Raw genomic sequence first — 20,403 nt, 5'->3', positions numbered from 1 at the left:
GCCTCGGGCTCGTACGCGGAAGGGGGCTGTGGCGCGGGAGGGGTCACCGCGTTGCCGCGCGCCGTGCCCGCGGACGGGCGGTACGGAGCGACGGAAACGGAGGGGGAACGACCCGGGGGCTGCGGCGCCGTATCAGCAGGCGGCCGGACAGCCCGTGGTCGTGACACGCACGTAGTCAACGTGGCGACGGGTCACGAGTACGGTCATGGGCCCCAGATAACCACAGCCGGAGGGCACGCACCAGCGCCTTCCGCAACCCCGCGCGGGATTCCTCGCGGCCGCACCGCGTTTCCCGTCGCCCCGGCGCGCTCCGCGGCCCCGAGCGCCCCCGTCGCGCGCCCCGCCGGACGGCCCCGGCGGACCGCGGGCACACCACACACCGGCCGGTGGAGCGGTCAAAGGATCGCCTCACCAGCCACCTCCTATAACGTCAGGGCATGAGTCATCCGCATCCCGAACTGAAAACCGCCCCGCCGCTGCCGGCAAACGGGCTGAGAGTCATCGCCCTGGGCGGTCTGGGCGAAATCGGCCGTAACATGACGGTCTTCGAATACGCAGGCAAGCTGCTCATCGTCGACTGCGGCGTGCTGTTCCCCGAGGAGCACCAGCCGGGGGTCGACGTCATCCTCCCGGACTTCACATCGATCCGGGACCGGCTGGACGACATCGTCGCCGTGGTGCTGACCCACGGACACGAGGACCACATCGGGGGAGTGCCGTACCTGCTCCGCGAGCGGGCGGACATCCCGGTGGTCGGCTCGAAGCTGACGCTGGCGTTCCTGGAGGCCAAGCTCAAGGAGCACGGCATCCGGCCCCGCACCGTACGGGTCCGCGAGGGCGACCGGCGCGGCTTCGGCCCCTTCAACTGCGAGTTCGTGGCGGTCAACCACTCCATCCCGGACGGCCTCGCGGTCGCCATCCGCACCGGTGCCGGAATGGTGCTGCATACGGGCGACTTCAAGATGGACCAGTTCCCCCTGGACGAGCGCATCACCGACCTCCGCGCCTTCGCGCGGCTCGGCGAGGAGGGCGTCGACCTCTTCCTCACCGACTCCACCAACGCCGAGGTCCCGGGCTTCACCACCTCGGAGCGCGAGCTCAACCCGGCGATCGAGCAGGTCCTGCGGACCGCGCCGCGCCGGGTGATCGTGTCCAGCTTCGCCAGCCACGTGCACCGCATCCAGCAGGTCCTGGACGCAGCCCACCAGCACGGCCGCAAGGTCGCCTTCGTCGGGCGTTCGATGGTCCGCAACATGGGCATCGCCCGCGAACTGGGCTACCTGAAGGTCCCGTCCGGCCTGGTCGTGAACATGAAGGAGCTGGAGAAGCTCCCCGACCACAAGATCGCGCTCGTGTGCACCGGCTCCCAGGGCGAGCCGATGGCGGCGCTGTCGCGCATGGCCAACCGCGACCACGTGATCCGCATCGGCAAGGGCGACACCGTCCTGCTCGCCAGCTCCCTGATCCCGGGCAACGAGAACGCGATCTACCGGGTGATCAACGGACTCACCCGATGGGGCGCGAACGTCGTCCACAAGGGCAACGCCAAGGTGCACGTCTCCGGGCACGCCAGTGCCGGCGAGCTCGTGTACTGCTACAACATCGTCAAGCCCCGCAACGTGATGCCGGTGCACGGCGAGTGGCGCCACCTGCGCGCCAACGGCGACCTGGCCATCCGCACCGGCGTCGACCCCGACCGGGTCGTCATCGCCGAGGACGGCGTCGTCGTCGACCTCGTCGACGGCCGCGCCTCCATCACCGGCAAGGTTCCCGCCGGCTACGTCTACGTCGACGGCATGACGGTCGGCGGCGCCACCGAGGCGTCCCTCAAGGACCGCGTGACGCTGGCGCAGGAGGGCGTGGTCACCGTGGTGGCGATCGTCGACGCCAACACCGGAACCCTTGCCGAGGCCCCCGACTTCCTGGCCCGCGGGTTCGAGCACGACGACACCACCTTCGCGCCCGTGATCCCGGTGATCGAGAAGGTCCTGGCCACTGCGGCATCGGAGGGCGTCGGCGACGCGGTCCAGCTGGAACAGCTCATCGCCCGCGCGGTGGCGAACTGGGCGTTCCGCACGCACCGCCGCAAGCCCCTCATCATCCCGGTGATCATCGACGCGTGACCGTCGAGAGGGTGATCACCAGGTGATCGCCGACGGGTGATCCGTGCTGCCGGACGCCCACTGTGTACACCGTACTCTTTTGAGGGTACGGTGTACACAGTTGTCGGCAGGGCCCCGGCCCGTGATCCGAGGAGCACACCCATGACCATGTCCGAGAGCTCCGGCGGCGGTGACGTCTCGCGCAGTCTCGAACTGCTGTGGGGAACCGGCGAGCGTCCGTCCCGCGGCCCGAAGCCGGGCCTCACGCTGGAGCGGATCGTCGCAACCGCCGTGGCCGTCGCCGACGCCGAGGGGCTCGACGCGGTGTCGATGCGGCGGGTGTCCAACGAGCTCGGCACCGGCGCGATGTCCCTGTACCGCTACCTCCCGGGCAAGGCCGAGCTCCTGGACCTGATGCTCGACCAGGTCCAGGCCGAGGGCGAGGGCGCGCTGGAGGAGGCCCGGACCTGGCGCGAGGCGCTGCACGCCGTCGCCCACGCCTCCCTGGCCCTCTACCACCGCCATCCCTGGCTCCTCCACGTCAACCAGGCCCGCCCGGTGATGGGGCCCCACGCGGTCCGCGCACTGGAGCGGACCCTGGAGTACATCCAGGACATGGAGGGCCTGAGCGACCAGGAACTGATGTCGGTGATCATCACCCTGGAGGGGTACGTCACCGGCGTCGCCCGCACCCACGTCCACGCCGTCGAGGCCCGGGACGGCGGTGCCATGAGTCCGGAGGAGTTCTGGCAGGCGCAGACCCCGGTGCTCGCCCGGGCCATGGCCGGCGGCGCGTATCCCCGGATGGCGGCCCTCGACGAGAACGCCTTCGCGGGCGACGTCGACCACTTCGGATTCGGCCTGCGATGCCTGCTGGACGGGTTCGAGGCGCTCGTGGCGTCCCGGTCGGGCCGCCACGGCGGCGGACCGGACGCCCCGGACCGACGCTCCCGGACCGCGGGCCGCGCGGAACGGTCGTGAGGCGGGTCAGCAGGCCGTGAAGAGGCCCTGGTCCACGTCGTCGAGGATGAACCCGTTGTCGAAGCGGACGCGGACGGTGACGCGCGGGCCCCGTTCCTGATGGGCGGTCCACGCCGGCTCCAGGGCGCCCACCTTCTCCTCCAGCTGCTGCCTGCTTCCCGCGGGCATCTCGGGGCCGAAGGAGTCGAGGAGCGACTTGAGCCGCTGGTACTCGCGCACCTCCTCGCTCTGGTGCCGGTGCTCGACCACCCGCTCGACGGTGCCCTCCGTGCCCGCCGCGAGCGACAGGGACCCGGCGAAGCCGGCCGGCGGCGCCGACGGATCGTCCGCCACCCCCGGTGCTTCGATCAGCCTGGTCTCCTTCGCGAGCCGGACCCGCCGGCCTTCCATCAGGGTCATCGCTTCTTCATTCCTCGGATCGGCACCCGCCGGCCGCCGGGACCGGCCGCCCGCCACACCCGCCAGTATCGGTGCCGGTCCGTACCGCCCGGCACCCGGGGACCGCGGCGGCCGGCCGCTCCACGGGCTGCGGCGCGAACCCCGGCCGGGGCCTATCGTGGAGATCGCGGGGGTGCTGCGGGCGCTGAGGCGGGCTGGGCATGACGGATCCGGAGATCGACTACGCGGCCGTGTTCCAGAGCCTGCCCGGCATGGTGGCGCTGCTGACCTCCGGGCTGGTGTACGCGGACGCGAACGAGGCGTTCCTGCGCGTGGCCGGACGCACGCGCGAGCAGGTGATCGGGCGCTATCTGTTCGACGTGTTCCCCGACAACCCGAACGATCCCTCCGCCAGCGGCATCCGCAACCTCGGGGCCTCGCTCCAGCGGGTCCTCGCCACCGGCGAGCGCGACAGCATGGCCCTGCAGCGCTACGACGTCGAGTCCACGCGGCGGCCCGGCGAGTGGGAGGAGAGGTACTGGAGTCCCGTCAACGCCCCGGTCCTCGGTCCCGACGGCCGGGTAGCCCTGATCGTGCACCGCGTGGAAGAGGTCACCGAACTCATCACGGCCCGCGACGCCGTCCGCGGCGGCCGCCCCCGGGCCCTGGAAGCAGAGCTCTACACCCGCGCCCGCGAACTGCAGGAGGTCAACGAACGCCTGCGCCAGGCCCACGCCCGCGAACGGAAGGTCGCCCTCGCCCTGCAAGACGCCATGCTGCCCGCCCCGCGCGACATCGGCCACCACCGTGCATCCGTCCGCTACCGGCCCGCCGTCGGCGCCCTCAACGTCTGCGGCGACTGGTACGACCTCGTCGACCTGCCGGGCGACCGCATCGCGGCGGCAGTCGGTGACGTCGTCGGCCACGGCCTGCACGCCGCCGGCATCATGGGCCAGCTCCGCAGCGCCCTCAGTGCCGCCTCCCTCGTCTCCGACAGCCCCGCCCAGGCCCTCGAAGTCCTCGGCCTGTACGCCCGCTCCGTCAAGGGCGCCGAGAACACCACCGCCGTCCAGACCTACATCGACTGGGACACCCACACCCTCACCTACAGCAGCGCCGGCCACCTCCCGCCCGCCCTGCTCCGCACCTCCGGCGGCGTCGAGTTCCTCGACCGTGCCACCGACCCCCCGCTCGGCGCCCGCCCGGAACACGTCCCGCGCCCCCAGGCCGCCATCGGCTTCACCGAGGGCGACACCCTGGTCCTCTACACCGACGGGCTCGTCGAACGCCGCCACGAGGACATCGACACCGGCCTCGCCCGCCTCTCCGACGCCCTCACCCGCCACCGGGCCTCCGACACCGAAACCCTCTCCGACGCGATCCTGCTCGACCTCCTCCCGCCGGGCGGGGCCACCGACGACACCGCCCTCCTCGTCATCCGGCTCTGACGGGGCCGGCGGCGCAGCCGCAGCACGCTCCGACTCGCGGGGACCGCCCCGGGCGCGACAGCATGGGAGGAGGGCGGTCCCACGGGTGCCCCGGAGAGAGTGTGATACAGAAAGTGACCAGTCGTGGCTTTGCGTTCTGCGGGGCCGAGCTCGCCGCTGTCTACGTGGTCGCGGACCAGGGCAGGGAACTCCATCTGGCCGAGCTGACCGGGAACCGCAGCGTCCTCTACGGACTGCCCGCGATCCTGGCGCTGGCCGGACATTCGCCCGCCGCCAACGCCTTCCGCTCCGGCCACCCGCTCTGGCTGACCCCCAAGGAGCTCGCCTCGTTCATCGAGGACGACCCCCACCACTTCCCCACCCGGGTCCGCAACGGTGCCCCCGACTCACCGGCCCGGATCTCCCTCGGCGCGCTGCCCCTGGGACACGGCGCGCAGGAGCTCGGCTGCCTGATCGTCGCCGGGCAGTCCGGGGACGGCTTCAGCGCCGACGACCGCAGCCTCCTGGAGCTCTACGCCGACCAGGTGGCCGCCGGACTCGAATCGGTCGCCGTGCGCTTCGCCGGCCGCGCGCCCCCCGCCCCGCAGGCACATCTGGGTCAGTCCCTCGTACCCGACCAGGGCGGCGCGTTCATCCTGGAACTCGGCACCGGCCGCATGGAGGCCCACGCGCACGTACTGGAACTGCTCGGGCTGCCCCCCGAGCAGTTCGACGGGCAGGTGGAGACCCTGCTCGCCTGCGCCGTCCCCGACGACATGCCCGCGCTGATGGCGATCGTGGAGCCGGACCGGCTGGCCGCCGCCGGACAGCAGCTGGCGTTCCGCATCCGCCGCCCGAACGGCGAGCTGCGCTGGCTGGGTCTGCGGTGCCGCGTGGAGGTGGACTCCGGCGGAACGCCGCGGCGCGTCCTGGGCGTGGTGGCCGATGCCACCTATCTGCGCCCCAGCGCCGACGAGGTCTCCCTCGTCCAGCGCCTGTCCGCCACGCTGGCGGGCGCTGCGACCGTCCGGGAGGTCAGCAGACTCGCGGTCGCAGCCCTGCACGAGCCCCTCGGCGCCTCCCGGGTCGCGGTCGGCGAGCCGGAGGGCGAGCGGCTCATCGTGACCGCCCTCGGCCCTCCGGAGCCCGATGCCTGGCCCGACGTCTGGCGCTCGGAGTGGCGTTCCGAGTGGCCCGACGTGGCGCTCAGCCACCTCCCCACCCTGCGGAGCGCCCTGCGCGGACGGCACCTGAGCCTGTGGCCGCCGGGCGCGGACCTCGAGCCGGGCCTTCAGGGCGTCGGGCCCGGTGGTCTCGCGGTCGTTCCGCTGCCCGCCGACGGCCGGACGGTCGGCGTGTGCGTGGTGGGCTGGGACACGGAGCACCGCTTCGGACCGGAGGAGCGGTCGCTGCTCACCGCGACGGCTGGGCTGGTCGGGCAGGCACTGGTGCGCGCCCACGCACTGGACGCGGGCCACGAACTCGCCACCATGCTCCAGCGCAGTCTGCTGCCGCGCACGCTCCCGGAGCTACCGGGCGGGATCGCCGTCGCCCGCTACCTGCCCGCCACGGCCGGACTGGAGGTCGGTGGCGACTGGTACGACGTCATTCCGCTGCGTGACGGCCATGTGGCGTTCGTGATAGGGGACGTTCAGGGGCACAGTGCGGGGGCCGCCACCATCATGGGCCAGATGCGTACGGCGGTCCGGGCGTACGCGGTGGAGGGGCACCCGCCGGACGTGGTGGTGGCGCGGGCCAACCGTCTGCTCGTCGGCATGGAGACCGATCTGTTCGCCACGTGCGGGTACGTGGATCTGGACATGGAGGAGGGCATCGCCAGGGTCGTGAGGGCGGGCCATCTCCCGCCGATCCTGCGTCATCCCGACGGTGTTGCCGAGGAGTTGGCGGTCGAGGGCGGACCTCCCCTGGGGGTGCTCGCGGACGCCGAATTCCCCATGACCGAGGCGGGGCTGCTCCCCGGCACCCTGCTCGTCCTGCTGACGGACGGCCTGGTCGAGTCCGCCAGGCTGCCCCTGGAGGAGGGCATGCGGCGCGTGTGCAAGGTGCTCGCCGCGGCCGACCCGGTCGATGTCGGAGGGGTCGCCGACGAGTTGCTCGTCGGCGGCCGTCGCGACGACGACGTGGCGTTGCTGATGCTGCGCTACGACGGCACGGGTGGTCGGCCGAGGCGGAGCCACTGGACGGTGTGGCGCCTGCCCGACGCGGTGCTGCACGCACGCCGTTTCACCGCGCGGACCCTGCGCTCCTGGGGCGTGGTGGACGAACTCGACGAAGCCCTCCTCGTGGTGTCCGAACTGGTCACCAACGCGATCGCGCACACGCAGGGCGAGGTGGGAATGGACCTGACCCTCACCGCTGACCGGCTGCGGATCGCCGTGAACGACGCCTCGCCGCGCAGCCCCGTCAAACCGCTGTGGGTGAGCTGGGAGTCGACCGGCGGCCGCGGGCTGCTCATCGTCGCGGCGATGGCGACGGCCTGGGGTTCGGTGCCGCTCAGCGGCGGCAAACAGGTGTGGGCCGAGATTCCCTGGCGCCCCGCGCGCGGCTGACTCCACGGGGCGGGGCCCGTGATCCTGGCCGACGGCTTCGCCGCGGGAGCGAGCAACGGCCGGCAGCTGTACTCCGGGCTGGAGAACGGGGAGTACCCGTTCATCTCCACGCTCCGCGACAACGGCTTCGACGCTGTCCTCCTGGGGTTCGCCGACCGCTCCGCGTCCATCCTCGACAACGCCGAGGTCGCGATCGAGTGCATCAGGCGGACGATCGCCGACCGTGAGGGCAACGCCCCGCTGACGGTGGGCGGCTTCAACATGGGCGGACTCTCCTACGACACCCCGCCACCTCGGGGCGTGGCTGCCGTTGGGAGTCCAGGCGTTCGCGCACTTCGTGAAGGAGCACTGGGGGAGCACCAACCCGCTCCTCGGCCTCTACTCCGACCTGGTCAACAGCCCGGCAGCCCGGCAGATGCTGCGCTGGCACCTGGAAACCGGCACCGGTGTCACCCTCGACGTCGCCGCCGGCCAGGACCAGGAGCGGACCGATTTCCTGGCGGCGCTGGAACGGGTGGGCAGCTGGCCCCGCATTCCCCGCCTGCTCGGTGTCGCCAACGGGACGGGCACGGGCGCGGGGAACAGCATCCCCGCCGACGACACCGCGATGACCGCCGACGGGCCCGAGCTGGCCGTCCGCCTCTCCACCCAGGGCAGCGGATCGCTGACCGTCGCCCGGAGGGCGAAGGCGGACGGGGGCCAGGTGGAGATCCGCACGACGGACTTCCCCGAACTCGACGGCGCCCCGGGCGGTCCCTTCCCCAAGGCCCCGCTCCTGGAGGACGCCGCCAACTTCGGCATGGCCGCCTTGCTGGCCAAGATCGTCAACCAGCAGGCGGCGGACCTCGCCCACAACACCTCGACGTTCGTCCCCACCGTCAGCGCCGTGGCGACGGCCGACATCGACGACCGGGCCGCCCTGTACAGCAAGATCGACTTCGGAGCCGGCGACCTCCACGACTTCCTCTGCGCCACGAGCAACGAAGGCCGCACCACCATGACCCGAGAACTCGGTGAGTGGATCGTGGCCAGGCTCCAGGAGGCGTAGCCACCGACGGGGGCGCCCTCGGGGGTGTCGTCACACGTTCCTGCCGTCCGGGCGTACGGAACGACTTCGACGACACCCCCTCGTCGGCCCCGGGGCGCGACGGCCGGGACCGACGAGGGCGAGCCCCACCGGTTTCACACGCCGTCCCGCCCCGCCGGAGGGGACCCGCGGATGCCCCGAACAATTGCCTGGCGGACCGGCCGCGGGGGTGGATACGATCCCGGTGATGATCACTTCCGCCACCCACAGATCGGGGGTCCCGTCCGCGCAAGGTGAGTGCTGATGCTCACTTCGACCGCGAACGGCGATTCCCGCCTTTCCCACTGGCTGCGCGTGCGCGAGTTCGCCGTGCCGCCGTCCATGATCGAGACTGCGACCGCCCGCCGCCGTGCCGGGGACTGGGCAGGCGCGTGCGCCGCCTCACGCATCGACGTCGACCTCGACCTGCGCCGCCTGGCGCGCCACTACGGCCACGACCTCGCGGCACGGATCCGGGCCGATCTGCGCCACCTGGCACCCGACCTGCTGCGCTGGCACATGCCGAGGATCGCCCCCGACGGACTGCTGCGCCCCGGGCTGACGCTCTCCCTGGCCCGTTACGACGTACCAGGGCGCGGCGGGGAGCGGCCGCTGCACCTGGTGGTCCGGACTCCGCCGGCCTGGGCGGACGGCGGCCAGCGGATCAGCCTCGCCCTGTGGGACGCGACCCGCCCCGAGACCGGCCCCGGCCGGCATCCGCATCCCCGCCCGAACCGCCGCTACCGCCTCGACCTGCACCGGCACCTCTGGGACGCGCGCAGGACCGACGAGCTCCGCACCCGGGCCGGCGCCGACGGGCCGGATCCCGTACGCCGACCCCCGTACGCGGAGCCGCCGGTGACACCGCCGCCGGGACGGCACTGCGCCGTCGACCGGTGGGAGGCCGAGGCCGGGCTCCTGCTCCGTGCCGAGGGGCGGAGCGCGGGCACCGGGACCGTCACGGTCCGGCTCGGGGCCGGGCACCTGCTGGTCCTGGACCTGGACCTGGACCTGGATCTGGACCTCGGCTCGGGCGTAGGCCCGGGTCCGGACGTTCGGAGACCGCCGGCCCTCCGGATCGCTGCGGCTCCCGCGGACGGCAGCGCCTCCGCGCTGCCGGTCCTGCCCGACGCGGCGACCTGGGTGCTGCCCGACCTGGAACTGCTCCGCGCCGGCGCGATGGATCCCGACCGACTGCACCCCCTGGTCGCCTCGGCCCTGGCGCCTGCCTTCGCGCCGGCCCGGCCGCCGGGCCGTACTCCGGCGGCTGCTGCGCGGCGTACCGAAGGCGCGGGGGAGCCGCGCACGGTGGAGTGCCGGGGAGCCCGGCACCGCATCGGCCTGGTCGACGGCGTACTGTCCGCCCTCGACCACGACCCGGCCGAAATCCGCCGCGAGGAACTGCTGGTCGCCCTGACCGGGACCCCGCTTCCCTGCCTCCGGGCCATCGACGAGGCCCACCGCCGCCCCGACTGCCTCACCGGCGTCCGGGAACGCCTGCACCACGGCGACACCGCCGGAGCGCTGGCCGTCGTCGAGGGGCTGCTCGGCCCCGCCGCGGTGCTGCGTACCGGAGCCCTGCGCGACGCGCTCGCGGAGGCCGCGGAACGTCGCGTCACCTACGGCCTGTTCAGAGCGGGCCTCTCCGGCCCCGGCCCCCGCGCCGTCGGCCCCATCCCGGCCCGCCCGCGCGGGCTCGGCTCCCGTCCGCGCGGCACGACCTCCCGCTGACCGGGGACCGCCGTCCCCGTCCGTCCCACCCACCACGAACCCCAAGGTGACCCCACATGCCCACACGCACCCCGTCCGCCCCGAGCAGCACCCAGTCCGCCCCGAGCGGCACCCAGTCCGCCCCGGCCCGCACCTCCCCTCCCGGCCAACTCGACGTCGCCGGCGCCCTGCTGGCGCTGCTGCGCGACACCACCACCGAACCCCGCCCCGACGCCCAGCTGGAGGCCCTGACCCTCGCGGTCGCCGCCGACCTCCCCGTACTCCTGTGGGGTGAGCCGGGCATCGGCAAGACCGCGGCCCTGACCCAGCTCGCCGCGTCCCTCGAACTCCCGCTGACCACGGTGATCGCCAGCGTGCACGAACCGTCCGACTTCTCCGGCCTTCCCGTCATCGGGGACGATCCGGCGGAGCAGGGCGTCCCCATGGCCCCGCCGGACTGGGCGGTACGACTCGTCCGGGCTGGCCGCGGGCTGCTCTTCCTGGACGAGCTGTCCACCGCGCCGCCCGCCGTACAGGCCGCCCTGCTCCGCCTCGTCCTGGAGCGGCGCATCGGCAGCCTCCAGCTGCCGCCGGGCGTACGGATCGTGGCCGCCGCCAACCCGCGCTCCTCGGCGGCCGACGGCTGGGAGCTGAGCCCGCCGTTGGCCAACCGGTTCGTGCACCTCCAGTGGGTCCACGACCACGACGTCGTCGTCCGCGGCCTCGGCGGGACCTGGCCCCGGGCGACGCTGCCGGCCCTCGACCCGGACAAGCTGCCCGAAGCCGTCGACTACGCCCGCCGCGCGGTGTGCGGGCTCCTCACCGCCCGCCCCACCCTCGTCCACCGGCTCCCCGGCAGCGAAGCCCGGCGCGGCGGCGCCTGGCCCTCGCCCCGCAGCTGGGAGACGACCCTGCGCCTCGTCGCCTTCGCGACCGCGGCCGGAGCCTCCCGCGAGGTGCTGTCCCTGCTGGTCAGGGGCGCCGTGGGGGACGGGCCCGGGCTGGAGCTGCTGGCGAGTCTGGACCGGCTCGACCTTCCGGACCCCGAGACGCTCCTCGCCGACCCGCAGCACGCCGTCCTGCCCGAGCGGGGAGACCTGCGCCAGGCCGTGCTCGACGGTGTGGTGGACGCGGTCCGCAAACGACCGGAGAAGGCCCGCTGGGACGCTGCCTGGGCGCTGCTGGTCCGCGCGGTGGAGACCGGTGCGCCGGACCTCGTGGTCGTCCCCGCCAGCACGCTCGCCGCGCTGCGCCGCGAGGACTGGGACGTCCCGGACGCGATCGACGGGCTCGCCGGCGCCGTCTCCCTGTCCCGCAGGGCCGACCGCGCGGCGGCCCGGGTGTCCGCCGCCGCGACGGCCGCCCGATGAGCCCGCGCAGACGGGAGGCGCCGGTGGCGCGTACGGGGTCCGGGGCCGCGGCGGCACGGAGGGCGTCGGTGCCGCCGGTGGCGCTGGACCTCGACAAGCTCTACGCGGCACGGCTGCAGGCGGCCCGGGCCCGGCCGTACCTGGCCACGGCCCTGTTCGCCCTGCACGTCGTGGAGGCGCGCGGAGTGCCGACGATGGCGGTCGACCGGCACTGGCGCTGCTACGTCTCACCGGCGTTCGTCGCCCGCACACCCGTGGAGGAACTGGCCGGGGTGTGGGTGCACGAGGTGTCGCACCTCCTGCGCGACCACCACGGCCGCAGCGACCGGGTCGCGCGGGCGCGCGGCCTGACCGGCCCGGGGGAGCGGCTGCGGATGAACATCGCCGCGGACTGCGAGATCAACGACGACGCGTTCGGCGACGGCCTGGCCCGTCCCGAGGGCGCGATCGGACCGGAGTTCCTGGGGCTGCCGGTGGGGCAGCTCATGGAGGACTACCTGCTCCGGTTCAGCCTCGGGGCGGCCACCGAGCGCCTGGCCTGGCTGGACTGCGGCAGCGGCGCCGACGGGATGGAACGGGAATGGGACCTCGGCCCCGACGGAGCGGACGGCCTCGGCGAACAGGAGCGGGACGCCGTCAGGTTCCGGGTCGCCCAGGGCATCAAAGCCCGCCCCGGTGACACCCCGAAGGCGTGGAAACGCTGGGCGGAGGACGCGTTCCACCCGGCGCAGCCGTGGCGGGACCTGCTGGGCGCGGCCGTCCGGTCGGCGGCCTCCGGTTCCGGCGCCGGCGAGGACTACACGTACGGGCGTCCGTCGAGGCGCTCGGCCGGGCTGCCCGGCGTCGTCCTGCCGAGCCTGCGGCGCCGGCCGCCCCGGGTCTGCGTGCTCATCGACACGTCCGCGTCGGTCAGCGACGCCGAGCTGGGCAGTGCGCTCCTGGAGGTCGCGGCGATCTCCCGTGCGGTGGGCGGCCGCCGGGACCTCGTGACCGTCGTCTCGTGCGACGCGGCGGCGCACGTCGCCCACCCGCTGTGCCGCGCCGAGGGGATCGTGCTGCTGGGCGGCGGGGGCACGGACCTGCGCACGGGCTTCGATGCGGCGCTGCGGGCCCGGCCCCACCCGGACGTGATCGTGGTCCTGACCGACGGACAGACCCCCTGGCCTGACGGGCGTCCGCCGTGCCGGACGGTGGTGGGCCTGTTCCCCAGGTCCCACGAGGACCGGTGGGACGAGGACGATCCCGACTACGTACCGGACGCGCCCCCGGACTGGGCACGCGTGGTGGAGATCGGCTGAGGGTCGCGGCCCCTCGTACGCGGACGGCGCGGAGGCGGCGGAGCGGTCGCGCGCCCTGATGCGCGCCGGTCGAGCTCTCGCACGCCCCCTGCACGAGGGCTGACCAGGGGCCGGGCGGCCGACGACCATGGGGCGCCGGGAACACACCGGCCCGGCATCACCGACGCACAGGGGGATCCATGGCACGACGCTGGCTGGTGACGGGGTGTTCCTCGGGACTGGGACAGGCGCTGGCCGCCGCGGCGGCCGCCGCCGGGCACCGGGTGGCGGTCACCGCGCGCAAGACCGCCGCCCTGGAGGACCTCGCGGCGGCCTGGCCCGGCCGGATCACCCCGATCGCGCTGGAACTGCGCGACGCGGCCCAGTGCGAGGAGGCGGTGTGGACCGCCGCCGACCGGCTCGGCGGCATCGACGTCCTCGTCAACAACGCCGGAGGCGGCCTCTTCGGCGCGGTCGAGGAGGTGTCCGACGCGGAGCTGCGCGACCAGCTGGAGACCCTGGTCGTCGGCCCGTGGCGGCTGGCCCGGCTGGTCCTGCCGTTCATGCGGGCCCAGGGGCACGGCCACATCGTCAACGTCTCCTCGCTCGCCGGCCGCATGGCCTTCCCCGGCCTGGGCGCGTACGGCGCCGGCAAGTACGCCCTGGAGGGCATGAGCCAGGCGCTGGCCGCCGAGGTCGCCCCGCACGGCGTCCGGGTCACCGTGGTCGAACCGGGGGGCTTCGCCACCCGCTACGGGACATCCCTCGCCGAGGCGGGCCGCCGGATGCCCGCGTACGCCGAGTCGACCGGGGCGATGCTCGACGCGGTCCGCGTCATGGCGGACGACACCGCGACGGGCAGGCCCGAGGACTTCGCCGCCCGGGTCCTCGACATCGTCGCCGCCGACGCGCCCACCCCGCTGAGGGTCCCGATCGGCGACGACGCGTACGCCTACATCGACATGGCGGAGCAGGCGGCCCGGGAGGAACTCGCCGCGGCGCGCGCCCTCGTGGACGGCCCGCCCCCGCTCTCGTCCACGACTCCTCCGCCCTCGTCGCCCCCGTTGGCCGGCGCCGCGTGAACACCCCCCGGATCGGCGCCACCGTCGACAACGCCTGGCGGGCGGCCGGGCTCGTGCACGCCGCCGACGAGGGCATCGACGCCCCTACGGGGCGCTCGTCGACCTGGCGCGGTACATCGACGCCGGACGGGGCCCACGCGTACGCCGCCGCCGACCGGATCCGGCCTGGCGCGTCTGAACGGCGCGCCTGACCGGGGCGTCCGACTGGCCTGCGCCCACGACCGGAACGGCCCGCCGGCCAAAGCCCGTTGCCCGCCCGGCGGCGCCCACCGCGCCCAGTAGCATCGCGGCCATGACGCGTTCCGAGCACAGCGGCCGAGCCGGCGGGGAGCCCACCGCTCCCTGGCGCGTCAGCGTGGAGACGTACGGGCAGCGGCCCGGCCTGCCGCCGTACGACCGGCGCGGCTTTGCGGACGAACGGCCGCTCGCCTCGCGCGACGGCCTGAGCATCCACGGCCGGGTCGGGACCGTCAGCTGCGTCGACACCTCGGGGGACACCCGCTGGACCCACCGCTGCGCGGGCCGGCCCAACGCGGCCCACATCTCCGGCGGGCGCGTCCTGGTCACCACGGACTCCCTGGAGTACACCCCGTGGGGCAACCTCGGCCCGGCCCTCCTGCTCGACCTGTCGGACGGCGCCAAGGTCGCCGAACTGCGCGGTGAGCGCGGAGCGGCCCTCCCCGGCGGTCGCTTCCTGCTCGGCCTGGAGGGGTACGACGTCTTCGACACGTGGCAGCACGACCGCGACGGGGCCGTCGTCGACACCTGGCGCAGCTACGGCCACTACGTCGTCGGCTCCGGAATCCGGGTCGTCGAGGCCGACCGCGCCGTGCCCACCGGCAGCCGGGTGGTCCGCCTGCTGCCCGGCGGCGTGATCGAGCGCGGCCCGCGGCTGAACGATCCGACGCCCCCGCGTCCCCTCGTCCTCGACGACGGCACCATCCTCGCCCTCGACGCAGGGGTGCTGCGCGCCGTCGACCGCCGGCTCCGCGGCACGGTCCTCGCCGAACTCCTCACGATCGCCCCCGGCCGGGCGTCCGGGTACATCTGCGCCCTGCGCCGCGACGGCGCGCGCCTCACGGCGGTCATCGCCGAACCCCTCCCGGACGAGCACCCGACCCGGTACACCGTCCACACCTGGACCCTGAACCTCCGGCCGCCGCGCACCTGAGCAACACGGCCGCCACCCCGACTCCGCGTGCCCACGGGCCCGGAGAGCGGGTGCCGGTGCCGTGCCGGAACCAACGGCGTGCTCCGGGAGGGGGATCCGAGGGCGGCGGCCGCTGCGGGCATACTGCTGGTCATGACGTCCCCGCTCGCCACGCGCGTCCAGCTGATGATCACCTTCGTGCTCGTGACGTGCGGGGCGGTCGGCGGAGCGTGCCTCGGGTTCCTGCTGGCCGGCCGGCTGACGGCCCTGGTCCTCGCGGGAACGGCCGCCCTGGGCGCGGGTATCGGAGCCCACCTCTCCCGTCGGCAGGTCGTCGCGCTCCTCCGTCCCGCCCCCGTGCCGCCTCCCGTCGACGGCTACGCGGAGGGACTCGCCGACGCGGCGCTGCTGTGCATCGCGACGTACCAGGCAGCCGTGTTCCCGCTCACGCCCGACGGGGTGACGGAGGAGGAGCGCAGGGCCCGCCGCCACATCGCCTACCGGATCTCCGCGTACGAGGGCCTGCCCCATCCGGTCCAGACGTCGGCGGCGGCCGCGCTCGAAGCCATCGACCACGGACGGGACGCACGACGGGCCGAGGCCGCCATGAAGGCCCTCGGCATCACGGTCTACGACCACCGCGGCGGCCGGTGACCCGGTGACCCGGTGACCCGGTGACCCGGTGACCCGGTGACCCGGTGACCCGGCCGGGCGGTCCGGGGCGTCCGGGTTCCGGACCGCCGCGGGGCGTGTCAGCGCCCTCCGCCGGAGCTGCGCAGGACTGCCAGTACCTCGGAAGTGATCGCGTTCTCGTTGCGCTCGAACTCGGCCCCGGTCAACTGGGCCGGATCCGACGGCAGTCCGGTCAGCACCGGGGTGTGCAGGTGGCCGCCGGGCAGGCCGGGGCGCAGCTCCGTCCGGAGCCGGTTCGACCGGTAGGCGACCTCGTTGGAGAGGTAGCCGCCGCCACCGCCCGCCACCGCGCGCGAGCCGGGGGTCGGCCCGTCCGCCCGGTCCACCGGCGTCAGGCCGCCGGCCGGGATCTCGGTGACGGCCGTGTTCACGCGTACGGGGTACGGCGTCTGGACGGAGGTCATGGCCTCCGTGGGCAGACTGGTCCGCAGGAACTCGGGCCCCGGGCCCATGCCCGGCGCCGTGACGGGGCGATCGTACGTACCGCCCGACAGGGCACCAGCGTTGTCCGGGTACGGATCGGCCGAGCGGGCCCGTCCGGCCCAGGCCTCCAGGGTGAAGACGCCGGGGTAGCCCTGGCTGATGCTGGTGATCATGTCCGCGGAGCGCGGGCCCGGCGCGAGCCGCGGCCCGTAGGCGCGCTCGACGATGCCGGCGTCGAAATCCGCGTAGCGGACGGGGAGGACCACGGACCGGAACTCGGCGACCGTACCGTCGGTCAGGGTGATCCGGCGGCCGTTGAGCTGGAGCGCGGCCGACCCCGCGGGGTTGGCCCGGCGCAGCTCGGCGTCCAGCCCGAACGGGTCGAATCCGCTGACGAAGATCCGCCGCACGCCCGGGGTGCCCCGGAACCCGTTGTCCGTCAGGCCGCGCGAGGCGTCCTCGAATCCGGACCTCAGGGCGGCCCGGTCGACCGGGAACCGGGGCTGCCACCACGCCAGTTGCACCGTCATGGCGAGCCGGGCCCAGTACAGGGGACGGTCGTCCCCGGCGGCGAGGTCCCCGCCGGGGCGCCGCCCCTGCGCCCGGTCCACGGAGGCCTGCCACAGGGCTTCGCCCCAGGCTTCCAGCAACGGCCCGGCTTCGGCGGCGCTGCGCACGCCGCACAGGGCGGCCGGAAAGCGGCGTACGAACCCGTCGAGCCCCGCCCGCTGCGGGAAGGCCGCGGTCCGGGGGTCGCTCAGGCGGTTCTGCTCGGGATCCGCGGAGGGCACGGCGGTCGCGGAGACACCGCCGGGGCAGGCGGGTGCGGTGTCCGCGTGTGCGGCGGTGGGCGGGAGGACGGCGGTCATGCCCAACAGGGCGGCGGCGAGGGCCGCACGGCGTAAGAACATCATGCGATGTGACATTACACAGACTGCCGTTCCCGTCACCCCGCCACCGTCGAACTCCCGCCACCCGCGCGAGCGGAGCGCGGGCTGCGCATCCCCTCCTGCCCGAGCCGTCCTGCCCGTTCTAGCCTTGGCGTATGAGTGATGCAACCATCGCGGCGAGCGTGCGGTTCGACGATGCCGGTCTGGTCCTGGTGGAGGAACCCGGTGAGGGCGGGGCCTACCGTCTTCCCCGACGGGGTGAGGAGCCGGACGGCACCTGGTGTGCGCTGTCGCCGGCGGAGGCGTTGCGGGTGAGCATCCGGCCCGTCGGGACGGCGGAGACCGTGCTGCGGGCGTGGGCGGAGGGCGGTTTCGCGCAGCGCGCGGACCGGGAGGAGCCGTGGGACGATCCCGCGGCCGTTGCCCCCGTGCGCGTTCGGGCCGGTGCGGTCGTGATCCGCGAAGACCACATGCTGCTGATCCGGTTCGAGGAGGACGGAGAACCGTTCTACGAGATTCCCGGGGGCGGCGTCGAGGACGGTGAGACGCCGCTCACCGCGGTGGTCCGCGAACTCCGGGAGGAGACCGGACTGGTGGGGACCGTCGCGCGGGAGCTGGCCCGCGTCTGGAAGGACGGCCGCCGCGAGCACTACTTCCTCCTCGACGCGGAGGGCGAGACCGGCGCCCCCGAGGGGCTCGACAACCACGGCGGTGTGCCCGTGTGGGTTCCCGTGGCCCGCCTGGACGTGACGCCGGTCTGGCCCCGGCGGCTCGCCTGGCGCATCGCCGACTGGCACGCCGGAGGCCGGCCGGCCCGTCCGGTGGAGCTGGCGGACGGCATTCACGACCTGCGCGCCGCCTGCACCTGGTAGGCCGCCACCGCCGACGCCTCCGCACTGGTGGCCGTGCGGACGGGCTCGGGTGGGGGCCGGATCCCGGGGCGGACGGGCTTGGGTATGGGCCGACCGGCGTGGTTGTCTGTGGTCTGGACAAAAGAGCCGAGAGACGGCTGGGGTGCTCGACAGCCTCGGGGAACGACGCGGGGAGAAGCTGTGGGAGTGCCGGAGGAGCAGACGGACGCATGGCCGAGCCTGCTCCGGGACCCTGCCCGGCTGGCCGCGGTGCGGGCGACGGGCCTGCTCGACACCGGGCCGGAGCAGGTCTTCGAGGATCTGGCGGGACTCGCCGCACGGGTGACCGTGTCGGGCCGGGCGTTCGTCACGCTCGTGGACGAGCGCCGGTCGTTCTGGAAGGCCTGTGTCGGGGTCGACGCCACCGAGATCACCGACCGGCAGAACCCGGTGGAGGAGAGCTTCTGCCGCTTCCTCATCGGCCTGGACGGCGAACCGTTCATCGTGGAGGACGCCGCCCGCGACCCCCGCACCCGGGACCACCCCTCGGTGGGACCGATGCACATCGGCGCCTGGGCCGGCTACCCGCTCCTCGGGTCCGGGGGCGAGGTGCTGGGGAGCTTCTGCGTGATCGACGACAATCCCCGCCCCTGGTCCCCGGCCGACCTGACGACGCTGGAGACCCTGGCCCGGGCGGTCGGCGCGGAGATCGGCCTGCGCCAGTCCCTGACCGCCGCCCGGAACGCCCACAGCCTTTCCGCGGACCTCGCCCACTCCCTCCAGCAGGGCCTGCTGCCCCCGGTGCTGCCCCACATTCCGGGGGTCGAGGTGGCCGCCTCCTACCTGCCGGCGTCCCGCGCCGGACGCTCCGACATCGAGGTCGGCGGCGACTTCTACGACCTGTTCCGCACCCGCGGAACCTCCTGGGGCGCGGTCCTGGGCGACGTCTGCGGCAAGGGCGTCCAGGCCGCCCAGGTCTCCTCCATGGCCCGCTACACGATCCGTGCGGAGGCCGGGGAGAACCGCTCTCCCGCCGACCTCCTCGACCGCCTGAACACGGCCATGCTGCTCCAGGGCGCCCCGCGGTTCCTGACCGCCGTGTACGCCCGCTTCCGCACCACCCGCGCCGGGATCGCCGGCGCCCTGGGCCTGGCCGGACACCCGCCCGCCCTGATCCGCCGCGCCGACGGCACGGTCCGCGAGCTCGGCAAGCCCGGACAGCTCCTCGGCGTACTCGACCCCATCCGCCTCACCGACGTCAGGTTCCGCCTGGCCCCCGGCGACCTCCTGCTCCTGTACACGGACGGCGCGACCGAGGCCCGCGCCCGCCCCGGTGCCCCCGGGCGAAAGGCCGAGGTCTTCGACGACGCCGACCTGGCCCGCTCCCTCGCCGACACCAGCGGCATGAACGCCACCGACACCATCGACCACATCAACACCGCCCTGGCCGCCCGTCACGCGGGATGGGCCAGCGACGACACCGCCCTCCTCGCCCTGCGCGTACCCGACCACCACTGATCCCGAGGCCTGCGCCATGGACAGAACGGACCCTCCCGACCGGCTCACCCTGATAGAAGCGCCCATCCCCGCCCCACCGGCCCGCGTCCTCGTCCTGCGCGGCGCCGTGAACCACGGGGACGAGCCCGAACTCCGCGGCGCGTTCGCCCGTGCCCTCGCCGGAAACCTGCCGCTCATCGTCGACCTCGGCTCCCTGGAGCACGGCGACGCCGTCCTGCTCGGCCTGCTGCTGTCCGCCCGGGCCCGTACGGGCCTCCACCTCGTCGGCCCCCTCAGCCCGTCCGTGAACCGCCGCCTGGACGTCACCGGTACCCGGGAGGTCTTCCGCCTCCACGGCGGGCTGACCGCGGCCCTCGCCGCCGTCACCGCGGCATCCGCGCCCGGCGGAGGATGCCCTCCGCCACCGCCCGACCACGGCTGAACGGCGCCGCTTGGCTACGGTTGGGTATCGGGGCGCCGTCGAGGGGTGACGCGCCACCGGCGCGGGCGTTGTTCCTGCTGTGGAAGACGACAGGAAGCTGTTCGCGCGGGCACCGCTCGACGGCGAGATGTGGCGGGACGCACTCGTGCACGGCGCGGAGTGCCCGTGGTGCCGGGACCTCGGCAGCCCCCGTTCCGGGGGCCTCCTCGTCGGCGGCGAACCGGAGGGTACGAGGACGGGGAGCAGCAGGGGCTGGATGGTCGCCCTGTCGGCGGTCACCGTCCTCGCCGCCGTACTCGGAGCGGCCCTGAACTGAGGCACCCGCAACCGGTCGCGGAGGGCCGGGGACGCACCGTGGGCGACCCCGCGGTGCCCGCGCGGGCGCGCGGGCCCCGCGGGGGCGGCCCCCGGCCGCCCGCCGGGGGGGGGTGGGGGGGGGGGGGGGGGGGCGCGGCCGGGGGGGGGGCGGGCGGGGGGGGGGGGGCCGCGGGGTC

At 74.4% G+C, this 20,403-nt stretch carries 18 protein-coding genes; 16 read left to right on the top strand and 2 right to left on the bottom strand.

Annotated elements, in window-relative coordinates; all coding sequences use genetic code 11:
* Nucleotides 1-437: 437 nt before the first annotated feature.
* Both ACZ6S8_RS28480 and ACZ6S8_RS28475 read left to right on the top strand, forming a co-directional pair.
* A complete protein-coding gene (locus ACZ6S8_RS28480) occupies nucleotides 438-2,123 on the top strand; it encodes a ribonuclease J (RefSeq protein ID WP_469460262.1) in 1,686 nt (561 codons plus the stop codon).
* 141 nt (nucleotides 2,124-2,264) lie between these two features.
* Nucleotides 2,265-3,083: a TetR/AcrR family transcriptional regulator gene (locus ACZ6S8_RS28475; RefSeq protein WP_469460261.1), complete on the top strand. Its 819-nt coding sequence runs from the start codon at nucleotides 2,265-2,267 to the stop codon at nucleotides 3,081-3,083.
* A gap of 6 nt (nucleotides 3,084-3,089) precedes the next feature.
* Here ACZ6S8_RS28475 and ACZ6S8_RS28470 read toward each other — a convergent pair whose 3' ends face one another.
* Nucleotides 3,090-3,482 (bottom strand): hypothetical protein, encoded by a 393-nt coding sequence (locus ACZ6S8_RS28470; protein WP_469460260.1) that lies wholly within the window; start codon nucleotides 3,480-3,482, stop codon nucleotides 3,090-3,092.
* A gap of 200 nt (nucleotides 3,483-3,682) precedes the next feature.
* Here ACZ6S8_RS28470 and ACZ6S8_RS28465 point away from each other — a divergent pair, with 200 nt between their 5' ends.
* From ACZ6S8_RS28465 to ACZ6S8_RS28420, 10 genes are all read left to right on the top strand, one after another.
* Nucleotides 3,683-4,909 carry a PP2C family protein-serine/threonine phosphatase gene (locus tag ACZ6S8_RS28465; RefSeq protein ID WP_469460259.1) on the top strand — a complete coding sequence of 409 codons (1,227 nt, stop codon included), beginning with the start codon at nucleotides 3,683-3,685 and terminating at the stop codon, nucleotides 4,907-4,909.
* Nucleotides 4,910-5,022: 113 nt separating this feature from the next.
* On the top strand, nucleotides 5,023-7,458 hold the full coding sequence (locus ACZ6S8_RS28460; RefSeq protein ID WP_469460258.1) for a SpoIIE family protein phosphatase: 2,436 nt from the start codon (nucleotides 5,023-5,025) through the stop codon (nucleotides 7,456-7,458).
* Nucleotides 7,459-7,768: 310 nt separating this feature from the next.
* Complete coding sequence (locus ACZ6S8_RS28455) at nucleotides 7,769-8,506, top strand: hypothetical protein (RefSeq protein WP_469460257.1); 738 nt, start codon at nucleotides 7,769-7,771, stop codon at nucleotides 8,504-8,506.
* 282 nt (nucleotides 8,507-8,788) lie between these two features.
* Nucleotides 8,789-10,255 carry a hypothetical protein gene (locus ACZ6S8_RS28450; protein ID WP_469460256.1) on the top strand — a complete coding sequence of 489 codons (1,467 nt, stop codon included), beginning with the start codon at nucleotides 8,789-8,791 and terminating at the stop codon, nucleotides 10,253-10,255.
* A gap of 56 nt (nucleotides 10,256-10,311) precedes the next feature.
* Nucleotides 10,312-11,604, top strand: coding sequence for an AAA family ATPase (locus tag ACZ6S8_RS28445; RefSeq protein ID WP_469460255.1), 1,293 nt, complete (start codon nucleotides 10,312-10,314; stop codon nucleotides 11,602-11,604).
* 68 nt (nucleotides 11,605-11,672) lie between these two features.
* The gene (locus ACZ6S8_RS28440; RefSeq protein ID WP_469460254.1) at nucleotides 11,673-12,902 is read left to right on the top strand and encodes a vWA domain-containing protein; all 1,230 of its coding nucleotides are present in this window, start codon (nucleotides 11,673-11,675) and stop codon (nucleotides 12,900-12,902) included.
* 179 nt (nucleotides 12,903-13,081) lie between these two features.
* Nucleotides 13,082-13,963 (top strand): SDR family oxidoreductase, encoded by an 882-nt coding sequence (locus ACZ6S8_RS28435; protein ID WP_469460253.1) that lies wholly within the window; start codon nucleotides 13,082-13,084, stop codon nucleotides 13,961-13,963.
* On the top strand, nucleotides 13,960-14,154 hold the full coding sequence (locus ACZ6S8_RS28430; RefSeq protein ID WP_469460252.1) for a hypothetical protein: 195 nt from the start codon (nucleotides 13,960-13,962) through the stop codon (nucleotides 14,152-14,154). Before ACZ6S8_RS28435 ends, ACZ6S8_RS28430 begins: the two co-directional genes overlap by 4 nt.
* Before the next feature lie 101 nt (nucleotides 14,155-14,255).
* A complete protein-coding gene (locus ACZ6S8_RS28425) occupies nucleotides 14,256-15,134 on the top strand; it encodes a hypothetical protein (RefSeq protein ID WP_469460251.1) in 879 nt (292 codons plus the stop codon).
* 132 nt (nucleotides 15,135-15,266) lie between these two features.
* Nucleotides 15,267-15,767 carry a hypothetical protein gene (locus ACZ6S8_RS28420; RefSeq protein WP_469460250.1) on the top strand — a complete coding sequence of 167 codons (501 nt, stop codon included), beginning with the start codon at nucleotides 15,267-15,269 and terminating at the stop codon, nucleotides 15,765-15,767.
* A gap of 98 nt (nucleotides 15,768-15,865) precedes the next feature.
* Here ACZ6S8_RS28420 and ACZ6S8_RS28415 read toward each other — a convergent pair whose 3' ends face one another.
* Entirely contained in the window at nucleotides 15,866-17,143 is a 1,278-nt protein-coding gene (locus tag ACZ6S8_RS28415) for a pyroglutamyl peptidase (protein WP_469460249.1), read from the bottom strand.
* Nucleotides 17,144-17,274: 131 nt separating this feature from the next.
* On the opposite strand from ACZ6S8_RS28415, the gene ACZ6S8_RS28410 reads away from it, so the two are divergent.
* The 4 genes from ACZ6S8_RS28410 (at nucleotide 17,275) to ACZ6S8_RS28395 (ending at nucleotide 20,225) form a co-directional block, all read left to right on the top strand.
* Nucleotides 17,275-17,991, top strand: coding sequence for an NUDIX domain-containing protein (locus ACZ6S8_RS28410; RefSeq protein WP_469460248.1), 717 nt, complete (start codon nucleotides 17,275-17,277; stop codon nucleotides 17,989-17,991).
* Nucleotides 17,992-18,171: 180 nt separating this feature from the next.
* A complete protein-coding gene (locus ACZ6S8_RS28405) occupies nucleotides 18,172-19,488 on the top strand; it encodes a PP2C family protein-serine/threonine phosphatase (protein WP_469460247.1) in 1,317 nt (438 codons plus the stop codon).
* A gap of 16 nt (nucleotides 19,489-19,504) precedes the next feature.
* Nucleotides 19,505-19,909, top strand: coding sequence for an STAS domain-containing protein (locus ACZ6S8_RS28400; protein ID WP_469460246.1), 405 nt, complete (start codon nucleotides 19,505-19,507; stop codon nucleotides 19,907-19,909).
* A 79-nt stretch (nucleotides 19,910-19,988) separates the two neighbouring features.
* Entirely contained in the window at nucleotides 19,989-20,225 is a 237-nt protein-coding gene (locus ACZ6S8_RS28395; protein ID WP_469460245.1) for a hypothetical protein, read from the top strand.
* Nucleotides 20,226-20,403 lie beyond the last annotated feature (178 nt).

It is taken from the genome of Streptomyces sp. NPDC048461, assembly GCF_055587105.1.
This window is presented reverse-complemented; position numbering and strand designations above follow the sequence as displayed.